Consider the following 13,265-nt stretch of genomic DNA (forward strand, 5'->3'; position numbering starts at 1 on the left):
AATAAAGGGAGAAAATCATGATAATTGGGACTGTCAAAGAGATTAAAAACTTAGAGTTTAGAGTTGGATTAACACCAGGTAGTGTTAAAGAGTATGTTTCACATGGACATGAAGTTTATGTTGAAAAAGGTGCAGGTATAAATTCTGGATTCCCGGATCAAGAATATGTGGACGCAGGAGCAACTATTTTAAAAACTGCTGATGAAGTTTGGAAAAAAGTTGAAATGCTTATTAAAGTTAAAGAACCCCTTGAACCAGAATTTAAGTTCTTACGTGAAGGATTAATTTTATATACATATCTACATCTTGCGGCAAATGAAGATCTAACATATGCACTTTTAAAAGCGAAAACACAATCCATTGCATATGAAACGATTGAAGAAGATGGCACACTTCCTTGTTTGAAACCAATGAGTGAAGTTGCTGGTAGACTTAGTGCAATTCAAGGCGCTAAATTCTTAGAAAAACCATTTGGTGGTAGTGGAATCTTAATCTCTGGTGTACCAGGTGTTGAAAGAGCAAAAGCTACTATCGTAGGTGCTGGTGTTGTAGGTGAAAATGCACTTAAAATGTTAGTTGGTATGGGTGCTGATGTAACCATACTAGATATCAATTTAAGAAAACTTACATACTTAGATGATATTTATTCAAATACAATTCAAACACTTTACAGTTCAAAAGAAAATTTAGAACTTGCAATTAAAAGAGCTGATTTAGTCATCGGAGCAGTATTACTTCCAGGGGCTAAAGCACCTAAATTAATTAAACGTGCTTATTATAAAGATATGAAACCAGGTAGTGTGATTGTCGATGTCGCTATTGACCAAGGTGGATCAACAGAAGTAAGTAAACCAACATATCATGATAATCCAATATATGAAGTTGATGGCATTATTCATTATACAGTGGCTAATATGCCAGGTGCAGTACCAATGACATCTACAAAGGCATTAACTAACGCAACGCTTCCATACGGGCTAATGATTGCAGATCTTGGACTTGATATGGCACTGAATCGTTCAAGAGCTTTAAAGTTAGGTATAAACGTCTATAATGGTGAAATTACGTGTCCTGGAGTAGCAGAAGCATTTAATTTACCTTATCTAAAATTATAAAAATTATATTTAAAATTATAAAATATAAAGGGGGATAATACATCTCCCTTTTTCTTTAAAATTTAATATTTGGAATTTCAAATCAAATAGCGTATAATATGACACATAAGGAGAAATTTATGAGCATAAAAGTAGAGGTTGCAAGACTAGGAGTGAAAATACTTTTTCACTTACAATACAAATTAAAATTCACATATACAGACTTTGATAAACGCAGAAAAGAACCATTTTTTTTAATTTCAAACCATGCATCACTTCATGATCCCTTATATGTTGCTATGAATATTAAAAAATATCCATATCCAGTAACTAGTAACATTTTATACACAAATAAGCTCATGAAATTTGGTTTAAATAAAATCATTAAATCTATTCCTAAAAGAAAAGGTCAATCAGATATTCAAACCATTCGACTTATTTTAAATGCATTTAACAAAGATAAGAACAGTATTATGATTTTCCCTGAAGGCAACTCATCGTTTTTTGGTGAACAAACGCCTACAGATTACATGAGTACAGCTAAGATTGTTAAAAAAATAAGCCATGACTTGGTAGTTGCTAAAATAGATGGTGGTTATTTTGCAAAACCAAGATGGGGCAAAAGAAGAGGAAGACCAGAGTTTCATGTGCACTACTATACTTTATTAACAAAAGCTCAAATTGATCAAATGGAACTAAACGAACTTTCAGAAACCATAAAAGATGCACTTCAGTATAATGATTATGAGTGGAATAAAAAAATGCAGATAAAGTATCGTTTTCCTAAAAAAGCCATTGGATTAGAACAATATATTTATGTTTGTCCTAAATGTGAAAGTATTCAAACATTACACACACATAAAAACGATATATATTGTGATAAATGCGGGCATTTGGCACACATTAATGAATATCATTTATTAGAAGGATTAAGTTTTGATAATTTGATTGAATGGGATCATATTCAAAAGAGAGTTTTAAAGTCTCAAGAGAAGAATAGGGTATATGAATCAAGTGGAAAGTTTTATCAAATAGAGTTATCTAAGGGTGGCAGAAAGAAAATTGGCCAAGTAAAAGCTTTTTTAGATGATAAACAATTAATTTTATCAAACAAATACATACAAAAACCATTTGATGTTGAAAAAATTAATGGATTAGTATTAACTCAAAAAAATATATTATCATTTGATTATGAAGATAATACATATATGATCAAAATGAAAGATCCAATGTTGTTTTTGGACACTATAAATTTACATAAAGGAGACATTTAAAATGCAAGAGTGGCCGATAATTATTTATTTTTTACTAATAGGGGTATTAATGTTTTTTGCGAAAATCTTAAAAACATGGGTGCCAGGTTTAAATAAAGTTGTTATTCCAACATCTTTATTAGGAGGGTTGATTGGACTTATTATTTCTTTAGTATTTGCACCAATCATCATCGGTGAAAATACATTTATTGATGTTGAATATATGGGATATATCGTATATCATGCTTTAGCTATTGGATTTATTTCACTAGCTTTAAAGAGAAGCGACAGCAAAATAAAGAAAAAAATATGGTCTACTGGTATGTTAATTACTTCAACATATGCGATGCAAGCTGCTATTGGTATTATATTAGTACTAACATTATTTAGTGATAAATTTGTAGGTAGTGGTATGTTAGTCGCGTTAGGTTTTGGTCAAGGACCAGGACTTGCATTATCTATAGGTAATATGTGGAATGATATGCTTTTAGGTAATGGGGCAACATTAGGTGTTTCATATGCATTCTTAGGATTTGTTTTTGGTGGAACCATTGGTGTTTTAATCATCAATGTGATGAGTAGAAAAAAGGGTTTCGCAAAACCAAAGAATTATAATGAAGTTGCTGTTGGTAAAGAAACTATTGAAATAGATACTGTAAAAGAAATCAGTTTGCTTGATGGCTTAACTACCCAAGCAATCATTATTGCAATCATTTATGGACTAGTATATTTGACACTTGTTTTAGCAAATTTAGCTTTAGCTAATTTGGGGAACATTGGTGAAACAATATTTGGTTTATTAAAAGGATTTAATTTTATCATAGGTATAATGTATGCACTACTTTACAAACAATTATTAAAAGCAATAGAGAAAAAGGGTAAAAACATTAAATTTATGACAAATAACTATATGTTGTCTAATATTACATCGATTGCATTTAATATCATGATTGCAGGAGCTGTATTAACAATTACATTGGATTTCTTATCATCATATGGTATTCAATTAATTACAACTGCTATATTAGCAGGAGTAGCTACTATGTTATATTTGAGATTCATGACAAAAAGAGTATATCCTGAATATCAAGACCAATATTTTATTGGATTATTTGGTATGTTAACTGGAGTTGCATCCACAGGTCTTGCACTTTTAAAGGGTGTTGATCCAGAATTAGAAACACCAGTTGCTGAAGAGATGGTACTTGGTTCAGGAACCGCAATTTCTATGGCGCTTCCATTATTTGCTATTCTATTTATTCCTTCTCTGACATATGGTACAGCTAATGAAGGATTATGGACGATTGTTGCACTTGTTGGGTGTTTGTTATATACATTAATATTTGCTATTATTCTTCTTATAAGAGGAAAAAGAGGCGTAAACATTTAATCATAAAAAAAAGCATTTTATAAAAGAAATGCTTTTTTTGCATTTTGAGTGCATTTAATTTAAGTAGTGGTATAATGATATTAGAAGGTGATATATATGTTAACCTACAGAAAAAAGTTTGATGCAATCAATGATAATTGGGATAATACTCAGTCTAGATTAGTGATTGAAGATGAGAATTTGATAGATTCTTTAAAGCAAGAAGAAGTTAGTCGTCAATTCATGTCAGAAAACACTTCTTTATTAGATTCAATCATGTTGTTTATTGTGATTGGGATTGCTATCATAGCTATAATTTTATAGAAGTTAAAATAAAAAACACCTTTAGTAGGTGTTTTTTATTGGATTGATGCATGATTGATCTTTATGTGTTGCATGATTAACATGTAAGGATACTTCATAGGATTTCATGAATTCTGATGGATATGGTTTTAAATATAAAGTGTGGTCTAGAGTTGTTGAATCAAGCCAAGCTTTAATTTCGTGTTGTTTTAAAATCACTGGCATACGATCATGAATATTTGCCATAAAATCATTAGCTTTCGTTGTAATGATTGTTGCTGTATAGACAGTCTTTTCTTTATCTTTATAAGGACTCCATAAACCAGCAAATGCGAACACTTCCTGATCTTTCAACTGGATACGTACGGGTACTTTTTTTCCATTAATCTTTTTCCATTCGTAAAAACTATCAGCAAAAATGACACATCTATTAGATTTAAATGCATCTTTAAAAGCTTTTTTTTCTAATAAAGTTTCTGATCTTGCGTTAATCATATTAAATCCGACTTTCATATCTTTAGCATAAGATGGGATGAATCCCCATATTATAGGACCTACTCTATATTGCTTATTATGATATATCATAGCTATAATGTTCTCACTAGGTGCAACATTATAATTAGGCATGTTAAAATCATCAAGATTTATGCTGATATCCTCATATTTTGACAAGTAATTTATAAAATCTTCTTTAGTTAAAGTGATTGTAAACCTACCGCACATTATATACCTCAATTAATTATGTTTTACTATATTTTAACATATTTATTTTTCATTGTGTTGTAATGTTTTAAATTCATATTTTGTGCTATAATGAAAGTATAAAAGCCATCCTGATGTTATGCATAAGTAAGAAGTGAATAAATGTATCTTTTAGATGCTTATTTTCACTGCGCTACTTATAAAAATATCAAGGATAATCATATACTAAGGAGTCTTTATGAACATACTATTTTGTTTAACACCTAAAGAAAAAGTTGCGTACATCTTTAGTGACTCAACTATAAGACAAGCATTAGAAAAAATGCAAATTTACCGTTATAGTGCAATTCCAGTTCTAAATAGAAATGGAGATTATGTAGGTACTTTAAGCGAAGGAGATCTTTTATGGTATATAAAAGATCACGAGATTGATTTTGATAAAACTGAACATATATCAATATCAGAAGTTCCAAGAAACAAGAATAATGTATCTGTTAAGATTCAAACAAATATGGAAGACATCATTGATATCTCAACAAAACAAAATTTTGTTCCTGTTTTAGATGATTATGGTGCATTTATAGGTATTATTACAAGAAAAGATATATTCAATTACATGATCGATAAAATGAATATAAAAACACAAATAACACGTGAAGAAAGCTGATTATATATCAGTTTTTTTTATGTAAAAAAAAGACGATCAAATATGGAATCGTCTTTTAAATTCTTCACGAGAACTTTTAGAAGGTAAAAATATTAAGCCTAAAAGTGTTAATATTGCATAAATGAAAGTCACAAGTGATGGCCAAGTAATGGTAAGAACATTAAATAATATTAATAAACCAGGTACTAAACCAATAATTGTAATAATGAATAGTGACGCAAAGTAATCAAACCATTTCTTTCGATTTGAAAAGATTAAAATGGTTAAAATAAGCATTGTAGTTGAAACTGCTAAGGGAAATACAATATCTACTGCCCAGGTATGATCTCTGATGGCAAGTCCTAATAAAACGACCATAGAAATTGTAAAAACAATCGTTTTTGTGAATTTAGAAACCCAAAATGTTGGATTACCTAAAGTCAATAACATAATGATTGAATATATATTGGTAACTAATACAATCAATGACCATGATAGGTTTTGTCCACTCATATAATCAAGTGTAATTGTTGTTAATATACTCATTATATTTAAGAAGATAAATAATCTATAGTAAAAGTTTGATCGTGGTTTTTTAGTTATATCCTTAAATTTGTATACAGACTGATCATCTGCGGGTATTTCAAGTTCACCATCACAAAGTAAACAATGATCTAAGTCAGTATCATAATGAATATGACATGTTTTACAATATCTCATCATATGCCTCCTTATAATTGGTATCGACAGTAATATCTAGACCATCTTTTATAAGCATTTGAGTGATATAATTGATAATGCTTAGATCTTTAAGAGGTGTCGTTAAGATTATATTCGTTTCATTTTTTAATGATATTAAAGTCATTGCGAGTCCATAGCCAGCATTGATAAAATCAGCATCTAAAATCTTATCTTCCATATCTTTTGGAAGGCTACAGATACCTAAATTTGATATTGAACAACTATTAATACGTTCTCCTAATATATTGTATCCAATTTTAAATGCAATTTGTTTTAATAGTAGAGGTAAAACTCTTATTAAAAAGTTTTTTTCAAAACCAACAAGTGCATTAATTCTTCCATGAAGTTTCGTTTTATCAAGTTGATCTGCAAATTGTGTTTTTACAAGGTCAAGCATTTCTTCAAAAGTCCAATCATTTTTCTTGCTATCAAAAGTTGATTTGATAAAAAGCGAAAAATTTCTTAAAGTAATTGAATCAAAATAAGGTCTTAAATTTACAGGAATAAATATTTTTAAAGGTTTTTTGTGACCAACAAAATCAACAGATTCTTTAAATATACTATAAGCTAATAAAGCTGTTACATATTGAGTGATTGTAGCATGATATTTATTTTTTACAAGATCAATAAGTGCTTTAGTATCAACCTTAATTTTATAAAGTAGAACCCAATGATGATGGAAGTGTTCACCGGTTATATGATAAGCACTTTCCTCTTTGAGATTTAGTTTGTTATCTTTGTCATAATTAGATACGAAATTATCCTCACTCTCTTTTTTAGAATAAGGTAATTCACTTAAGATTAAATGTTCATGGTCCATTTTAAAGCCACGCAATTTAAAATACTGAAAAACAATGGATTTTAGGAAATGTAGTGCCCCTGTACCATCTGATATCGCATGGAAAGTTTCTAAAGTTATTTTATTTTTCAAATAGTAAACCTTAAACATGTATCCACTATTTCTAATTGCTTTAAAATACTTACATATTTGAGCAGGTTCTTCCTCAACTTTAAAATATCTTTGATTTTCCGCAAAGTAGTTCCAAAATAACCCGTTTTTCATTTGAACTGCAAAAGTTTCGAATCTAGGTAAGATTTTATTGACGGCTTGTTCTAATATATCTGTATCGATTATTTCATCTAGATAAAAAGATAAGCGAAAAACATTGCTTCTATCATCTTTTGAGACTGCTGGAAAAATTTTTCCCGCATTATCAAGTTTATACCAATATTTTCTTTTTTTCAATCTATATCACATCCTGGTTTATAATGTTATATGTCTATATTTATTATACACTTATTTCAAATTTATTTCATTCAAAAGCAACAATTAAGCATTGATATAAAGGGTTGTATGTATATTTTTATAGATTTCAAAAAAAAATTATATTTTTTACATTATAATGGTAAAATACAGTTAATAGTAGACATCTTAAGAACATCACATATGATTTTATAGTATAACTTTAAATCACGATGGAGGTAAGATATGGTACATATTTTTAAAAAAGGACAAAATGATCATACATTATTGTTGTTGCATGGTACAGGTGGTAATGAACACGATTTACTATCTATAGGTAATTTAATTGATCCTCAAGCTAACATCTTAAGTATAAGAGGTGCTGTGTTAGAATATGGAATGCCTCGATTTTACAAAAGAAAATCGATGACAGTTTTTGATTATGAAAGTTTAGTAGAAGAAACCCATAATTTAAGAGATTTTATTGATGATTGTTCAAGAAAGTATAAATTTAATCGATCTAAAGTTGTTGTAGTAGGATATTCAAATGGTGCAAATATAGCTGCCTCTATTTTATTTCACTATGAAAAAGCATTTAAAAAGGCAATATTATTTCATCCGATGGTTCCTATTAGAGATTTAGAATTAGCAGATTTACATCAAACAGAAATATTTATTGGTGCAGGACATTACGATCAAATGATGCCACAACATGAAGTTCAAGAACTTACACAGATGTTTCAAAGTGCAAATGCTATCGTAGAAGTTTTTTGGACTGACTATGGACACCAATTAAGTAAAGAAGAAGTTTTAGCAGCAAAATCATGGTACGAAGGGAATGTTATGTATGATGAAGTTTGATATATCAGAAATTGATAAAGAAGAAGCTGTAAAAAGATATGTCGAATCTATATCTCCTTTAAAATTAAAAGTTTTTCCAAAAAAAGAAAAACAAAAAGTTATTTTACTTCAATTGATTATTCAACTTTTCGATCAAAAGATGAAGTATAATGAAAGCGAAATTAATGATATTTTAAAACCAGTTTATAACGATTATGTTATTATAAGAAGATATTTAGTGGATTATAAATTTTTAGGTCGATTAGATAATGGTAAATTATATTGGGTAGAAGATAGAAAAGAGATTTAATTTAATAAAAATAAAAAAGGTTGAGAAATTCTCAACCTTTTAATTTTGGTGGTATTCGATAATGTGTGTGTTTCTCATATTGATGTGTTATAGTTATTAAAGTTTCATCATCATATTTCTTTCCAAAGAAGACCAATGATATAGGATTTAAGTCATTTAAAGCTTTTGCTGGAACAGAGATTGTAGGATTGCCATAAATAGGCGCATATGAGTTTCTCATTGTAGAAACAGCGGCATCTATTTGATGAGCTATTAACATATTCTCTAACTTTTTAGCTTTCTTCATTTGTTCTGCTTTAATGGCTTTATAATATGAATCATTTAAATCACCACTTGTTTTTTGAGCAGCTTCAAATATAGACTGACCATGAACTAAACAACGTTTGGCATGTTTATTATTAAAACTTATTAAGTCTTCTAAAGAGTTTATAGAACAAGATTCTTTTAATGAACTAAAATAATTATTGATATCATGTTTAAATTCTATGAGTAAGGTTTCTTCATTATTTAAATCGTCAAGCTCAAAATCTAGTTCAATGACTTTTGCTCCTAGAGATGTTAATAATGCTTTGGCTTCATTTAGAATATCTTGTTCCTCTTTTGAATATGTGAAATCTTTATAGATATAATTTAGGACAGCAATTTTTTTATCTTTTATAGATTTTTTTGTTGCTTCATAAAATGATGGTTTATATGATTTACAAATTTCAGTTGCTTGATCTTGTGAATCATAACCATAGATAACATCAAGTAAAAGTGCACAGTCTTCAACAGTCTTTGCCATGGGTCCTGGTGTATCTTGAAATTGAGAGATAGGAATGATACCATATCTTGATACAAAGCCAAGAGAAGGTTTGATAGAAGTAATACTGTTTTTATATGCGGGTGCCATTAAAGAACCATTTGTTTCTGTTCCAATTGATATTGGTATAAGATCAGCTGCAACACTTACAGCAGAACCTGTAGATGACCCAAGGGGATTGATTTTTTCATCATAAGGGTGTTTGACTTGACCATGCAATGAACCATATCCACTAGGCATATCATCATTACTCATAAAATATGCGAATTCTGATAGATTTGTTTTTCCAAGTAAGAGCATACCAGCATCTCTTAGTTTTTTTACTATAGTTGCATCAAATGGGGCAAGAAAATCTTTTAATGCATAACTATTTGCAGTTGTATGCATATGATCTTTTGTTTGGATATTATCTTTAATTACAATAGGAATGCCATGTAGTTTGCTTTTTTGCTTTTTTTGTTCTAATTCATCAATTATTTGATTTATATCTGGATTAATCTCAGATATGGAATTAAGATAACCATCATAAATCTTAATACGATTTAAATAGTAATTAGATATCTCATGAATTGATAGTTCTTTTGCATTGATTTTTTCAATTAATGTTTTAACAGTGTAATCTTTCATAAGGACTCCTTAATGACTGTTTTTATGATAATTTGAATAGCTTTTGTAAGAGAATCAAGATCAGTCGCATACATATCTGGTTTATCAGTTACTTGTGAAAACACATAGGGAACGTGTATAAAGCCAACAGGTATATGTATTTCTTTTTGAGATATGTAATGTAGCAAATTGAATAAAAGGTGATTACAAACAAATGTACCAGCACAATATGATAAAACAGTAGGTATGCCAGCATCCATTAAATTATCAACTATTTTTCGTATTGGAAGACTAGAAAAATATGCTGTAGGTGCAGATTCTATGATTGGATGATCTATAGGCATATTTCCAAGATTATCTTCAATGCTAGCATCTTGGATATTAATTGCAATCCTTTCGATTCTTATGGCTTTTGCTCCGCCTGCTTGACCAACTAAAATAACTGCATCAGGTTTATATTGATCTAAATAGGATAATAATTGCTGATGTGAATTTAAAAAAGAAGTCTCAATTTCTTTTTTTATGATTCGATATCCTAGGATGTTGTCTTCAATATTCTTTAGACATTCATATGAAGGATTCATAGATTCACCACCGAAAGGAGTAAACCCAGTTAATAATATAGTTTTCATATATATTTACCTCTAACTTTAGTTTATCATAATTTTAAAAATATGGTTGATTTATTTATAATAAATAGCTGATTTTATAGCCTGAATTTCGTTAAGAATTAACTCAATTTATAGAAAAAATAAAGAATATAAAAAAATGTTGAAATTATTAGTATATTTATTGACTTTTGGGACCAATAAGCGTAATATACAAAAGGTCGGAGGTATGACATATGAACAAAAAAATAATTATTATTGGTGGCGTTGCAGGTGGCGCTACGACTGCAGCACGCTTAAGAAGATTAGATGAATCCGCAGAGATCATTTTATTCGAACGTGGTGAGTTTATATCATTTGCAAACTGTGGACTTCCATATCATATTGGTAATGTAATCACATCAAGAGATAGTTTAATTGTACAAACAATAGAAGATATGCACAATAAATTTAATATAGATATAAGAAATTTTACAGAAGTTATTGATATAGATAAGAAAAATAAGAAAGTCGTTGTTAAAAACATTAATGATGGCAAATCATATGAAGAAACATATGATAAATTGGTTATTTCAACTGGTAGTCAACCAATTAAGCCACCTGTTCCTGGAATCAATGATGCAAAAAATTTATTCACATTAAGAAATATTCCAGATATGGACACGATTATAGAGTTTATTAAAGAAAATAAACCTAAAAAAGCAGTTGTTATTGGTGGTGGATTTATTGGTGTAGAAATGATGGAAAATTTACATCATTTAGGACTCAATGTTACACTAATTGAAATGGCTCCTCAAGTGATGGGGATGTTCGATTACGAAATGGCTCAAATCATTCATCAAAAGATTGTAGAAAACGGTGTTGGTTTAGTTTTAAATGATGGTGTTAAATCATTTGAACAAGAAGGTAAGAAAGTTGTATTATCAACTGGATTAACGATCATGACAGATATGATTATTTTTGCAATCGGTGTTAGACCAGATAATTTCTTAGCTAAAAAAGCTGATTTAGAATTAACAAAACGTGGATCAATTAAAGTTGATAAAAATTTATTAACTTCAGATAAAAACATTTATGCAATTGGTGATGTTATTGAGATAGAAAACATGGTGACACATGAATCAATGTCAGCTGCATTGGCTGGTCCTGCTAATAAGCAAGGTAGATTTGTTGCAAATCATATATCAGGCATGACTGAAGCATATCAAGGAACAATTGCAACATCAGCAGCAAAAATATTTGATATTACTGTTGCATCTACAGGTGTAAATGAAAGAACATTAAAACATTTAAATATGCCATATAAGGCAATACATATTCATCCAACAAATCATGCAAGTTATTATCCTGGATCATCTGTTATTTCGATGAAGGTTTTATTTAATCCTGAAACACAAGAAATCTATGGAGCACAAGCTATTGGTGGAGATGATGGTGTTGATAAACGTATTGATATTTTATCAACTGCAATATATGCAAAAATGAAGGTTACTGATTTAAAGAATCTTGATCTTGCTTATGCCCCACCATTCTCATCTGCTAAAGATCCAATTAATATGGTAGGCTTTGTTGCTGAAAATATATTAAATGGTTTAGTAGAAGTTATCACATGGCAAGATATTCAAGAACTTGCTTCTAAAGGAAGTTATATTCTTGATGTTCGTGAAGAACCAGAATATATTTTAGAATATCTTCCAGGTTCAGTAAATATCCCATTAACTCAATTAAGAGATAGATTAGATGAAATTCCTAAAGATAGACAAATATATGTATATTGTGCTGTTGGTACAAGAGGATATACTGCTACTAGAATTTTAACTCAAAAAGGATTTAACGCTAAGAACTTAGATGGTGGTTTTAAATCTTATAGTTGTGTCTTTGATCATGAAGGATCAGAAATTTGTTTCATGTTAACAGATGACCTTGGTATTCCAGTTGTTGATAAAGTTAAACAAGAAGAAGCAATACCAGTTGTCAATGATGCTAAAGTAACATTATCTATTGACGCATGTGGCTTACAATGTCCAGGTCCAATTGTCCAAGTTTATAAAGCAATGCAAGAAGTAGAAGATGGCAATATTTTAGAAGTTAAAGCAACTGATCCAGGATTTATGAGAGATATTAAATCATGGTCAGATAAAACAGGAAATACATTATTAAATGTACAAAAAGAAGATAAGATCATTACTGCACATATCCAAAAAGGAACACTTAAAAATGTTCAAAAGGGTATTGAAGTAAAAGAAACAAAAAATGGCTCAACAATCGTTGTATTCTCTCAAGATTTAGATAAAGCAATTGCAGCATTTATTATTGCAAATGGTGCTAAATCAATGGGCAAAGACGTTTCATTATTCTTTACATTCTGGGGACTTAATATTTTAAGAAAACCTAAGAGAGTTAAAGTTAAAAAATCATTCATTGAAAAAATGTTTGGAAAAATGATGCCTAGAGGAACAGAAAAACTTCCTATTTCTAATATGAATATGGGTGGCATGGGAGCAAAAATGATTAAAAGTATTATGAAGAAGAAAAATGTTGATTCTCTTCAAATTCTTATGAAAACTGCAATGGACATGGGTGTAAAAGTTACAGCATGTGCAATGAGTATGGATATCATGGGTATTAAAGAAGAAGAGTTAATTGAAGGTATTGAAATTGCTGGTGTAGCTACTTATTTAGGAGATACTGCTGATTCAAACCACAACTTATTTATATAATAAAAAGCGCTCAATAGAGCGCTTTTCT

At 29.5% G+C, this 13,265-nt stretch carries 13 protein-coding genes; 8 read left to right on the forward strand and 5 right to left on the reverse strand.

Annotated elements, in window-relative coordinates:
- Positions 1 to 17 precede the first annotated feature (17 nt).
- The 4 genes from ald (at position 18) to MPAN_RS03750 (ending at position 4,040) form a co-directional block, all read left to right on the forward strand.
- Positions 18 to 1,115: an alanine dehydrogenase gene (ald, locus tag MPAN_RS03735; RefSeq protein ID WP_176238676.1), complete on the forward strand. Its 1,098-nt coding sequence runs from the start codon at positions 18 to 20 to the stop codon at positions 1,113 to 1,115.
- A gap of 119 nt (positions 1,116 to 1,234) precedes the next feature.
- Positions 1,235 to 2,368, forward strand: coding sequence for a lysophospholipid acyltransferase family protein (locus tag MPAN_RS03740; protein ID WP_176238677.1), 1,134 nt, complete (start codon positions 1,235 to 1,237; stop codon positions 2,366 to 2,368).
- 49 nt (positions 2,369 to 2,417) lie between these two features.
- A complete protein-coding gene (locus tag MPAN_RS03745; RefSeq protein WP_176238678.1) occupies positions 2,418 to 3,737 on the forward strand; it encodes a sodium/glutamate symporter family protein in 1,320 nt (439 codons plus the stop codon).
- Between the two features lie 96 nt (positions 3,738 to 3,833).
- Positions 3,834 to 4,040: a hypothetical protein gene (locus tag MPAN_RS03750; protein WP_176238679.1), complete on the forward strand. Its 207-nt coding sequence runs from the start codon at positions 3,834 to 3,836 to the stop codon at positions 4,038 to 4,040.
- Between the two features lie 21 nt (positions 4,041 to 4,061).
- On the opposite strand, the gene MPAN_RS03755 is transcribed toward MPAN_RS03750, so the two are convergent.
- The gene (locus MPAN_RS03755; protein WP_176238680.1) at positions 4,062 to 4,742 is read right to left on the reverse strand and encodes an SOS response-associated peptidase; all 681 of its coding nucleotides are present in this window, start codon (positions 4,740 to 4,742) and stop codon (positions 4,062 to 4,064) included.
- Between the two features lie 217 nt (positions 4,743 to 4,959).
- On the opposite strand from MPAN_RS03755, the gene MPAN_RS03760 reads away from it, so the two are divergent.
- Complete coding sequence (locus MPAN_RS03760; RefSeq protein WP_176238681.1) at positions 4,960 to 5,388, forward strand: CBS domain-containing protein; 429 nt, start codon at positions 4,960 to 4,962, stop codon at positions 5,386 to 5,388.
- A 36-nt stretch (positions 5,389 to 5,424) separates the two neighbouring features.
- Here the strand turns inward: MPAN_RS03760 and MPAN_RS03765 are convergent, their stop codons facing one another.
- Together MPAN_RS03765 and MPAN_RS03770 are read right to left on the reverse strand one after the other, a co-directional pair.
- Entirely contained in the window at positions 5,425 to 6,087 is a 663-nt protein-coding gene (locus tag MPAN_RS03765) for a DUF6320 domain-containing protein (RefSeq protein ID WP_176238682.1), read from the reverse strand.
- Positions 6,074 to 7,354, reverse strand: coding sequence for a hypothetical protein (locus MPAN_RS03770; protein WP_176238683.1), 1,281 nt, complete (start codon positions 7,352 to 7,354; stop codon positions 6,074 to 6,076). The genes MPAN_RS03765 and MPAN_RS03770 overlap by 14 nt, the downstream gene beginning before the upstream one ends.
- Before the next feature lie 243 nt (positions 7,355 to 7,597).
- On the opposite strand from MPAN_RS03770, the gene MPAN_RS03775 reads away from it, so the two are divergent.
- Positions 7,598 to 8,212: an alpha/beta hydrolase gene (locus MPAN_RS03775; RefSeq protein WP_176238684.1), complete on the forward strand. Its 615-nt coding sequence runs from the start codon at positions 7,598 to 7,600 to the stop codon at positions 8,210 to 8,212.
- Complete coding sequence (locus MPAN_RS03780; protein ID WP_176238685.1) at positions 8,199 to 8,501, forward strand: DUF2087 domain-containing protein; 303 nt, start codon at positions 8,199 to 8,201, stop codon at positions 8,499 to 8,501. The genes MPAN_RS03775 and MPAN_RS03780 overlap by 14 nt, the downstream gene beginning before the upstream one ends.
- A gap of 31 nt (positions 8,502 to 8,532) precedes the next feature.
- Here the strand turns inward: MPAN_RS03780 and MPAN_RS03785 are convergent, their stop codons facing one another.
- Together MPAN_RS03785 and pcp are read right to left on the reverse strand one after the other, a co-directional pair.
- Positions 8,533 to 9,930, reverse strand: a complete 1,398-nt coding sequence (locus tag MPAN_RS03785) for an amidase family protein (RefSeq protein ID WP_176238686.1) — start codon at positions 9,928 to 9,930, stop codon at positions 8,533 to 8,535.
- Positions 9,927 to 10,541, reverse strand: coding sequence for a pyroglutamyl-peptidase I (pcp, locus tag MPAN_RS03790; RefSeq protein ID WP_176238687.1), 615 nt, complete (start codon positions 10,539 to 10,541; stop codon positions 9,927 to 9,929). The genes MPAN_RS03785 and pcp overlap by 4 nt, the downstream gene beginning before the upstream one ends.
- A 212-nt stretch (positions 10,542 to 10,753) precedes the next feature.
- Here pcp and MPAN_RS03795 point away from each other — a divergent pair, with 212 nt between their 5' ends.
- Entirely contained in the window at positions 10,754 to 13,237 is a 2,484-nt protein-coding gene (locus MPAN_RS03795) for an FAD-dependent oxidoreductase (RefSeq protein ID WP_176238688.1), read from the forward strand.
- Positions 13,238 to 13,265 lie beyond the last annotated feature (28 nt).

It is taken from the genome of Mariniplasma anaerobium, assembly GCF_016865445.1.
GTDB lineage: Bacteria > Bacillota_I > Bacilli_A > Acholeplasmatales > Acholeplasmataceae > Mariniplasma > Mariniplasma anaerobium.

Bases quoted from the DNA above. Each gene is read 5' to 3' on its own strand.
- MPAN_RS03750 (WP_176238679.1), top strand. From the start codon at position 3,834: ATGTTAACCTACAGAAAAAAGTTTGATGCAATCAATGATAATTGGGAT.
- MPAN_RS03755 (WP_176238680.1), bottom strand. From the start codon at position 4,742: ATGTGCGGTAGGTTTACAATCACTTTAACTAAAGAAGATTTTATAAAT.
- MPAN_RS03795 (WP_176238688.1), top strand. From the start codon at position 10,754: ATGAACAAAAAAATAATTATTATTGGTGGCGTTGCAGGTGGCGCTACG.
- MPAN_RS03785 (WP_176238686.1), bottom strand. From the start codon at position 9,930: ATGAAAGATTACACTGTTAAAACATTAATTGAAAAAATCAATGCAAAA.
- MPAN_RS03775 (WP_176238684.1), top strand. From the start codon at position 7,598: ATGGTACATATTTTTAAAAAAGGACAAAATGATCATACATTATTGTTG.
- MPAN_RS03745 (WP_176238678.1), top strand. From the start codon at position 2,418: ATGTTTTTTGCGAAAATCTTAAAAACATGGGTGCCAGGTTTAAATAAA.
- MPAN_RS03780 (WP_176238685.1), top strand. From the start codon at position 8,199: ATGATGAAGTTTGATATATCAGAAATTGATAAAGAAGAAGCTGTAAAA.
- ald (WP_176238676.1), top strand. From the start codon at position 18: ATGATAATTGGGACTGTCAAAGAGATTAAAAACTTAGAGTTTAGAGTT.
- MPAN_RS03760 (WP_176238681.1), top strand. From the start codon at position 4,960: ATGAACATACTATTTTGTTTAACACCTAAAGAAAAAGTTGCGTACATC.
- MPAN_RS03740 (WP_176238677.1), top strand. From the start codon at position 1,235: ATGAGCATAAAAGTAGAGGTTGCAAGACTAGGAGTGAAAATACTTTTT.
- MPAN_RS03765 (WP_176238682.1), bottom strand. From the start codon at position 6,087: ATGAGATATTGTAAAACATGTCATATTCATTATGATACTGACTTAGAT.
- pcp (WP_176238687.1), bottom strand. From the start codon at position 10,541: ATGAAAACTATATTATTAACTGGGTTTACTCCTTTCGGTGGTGAATCT.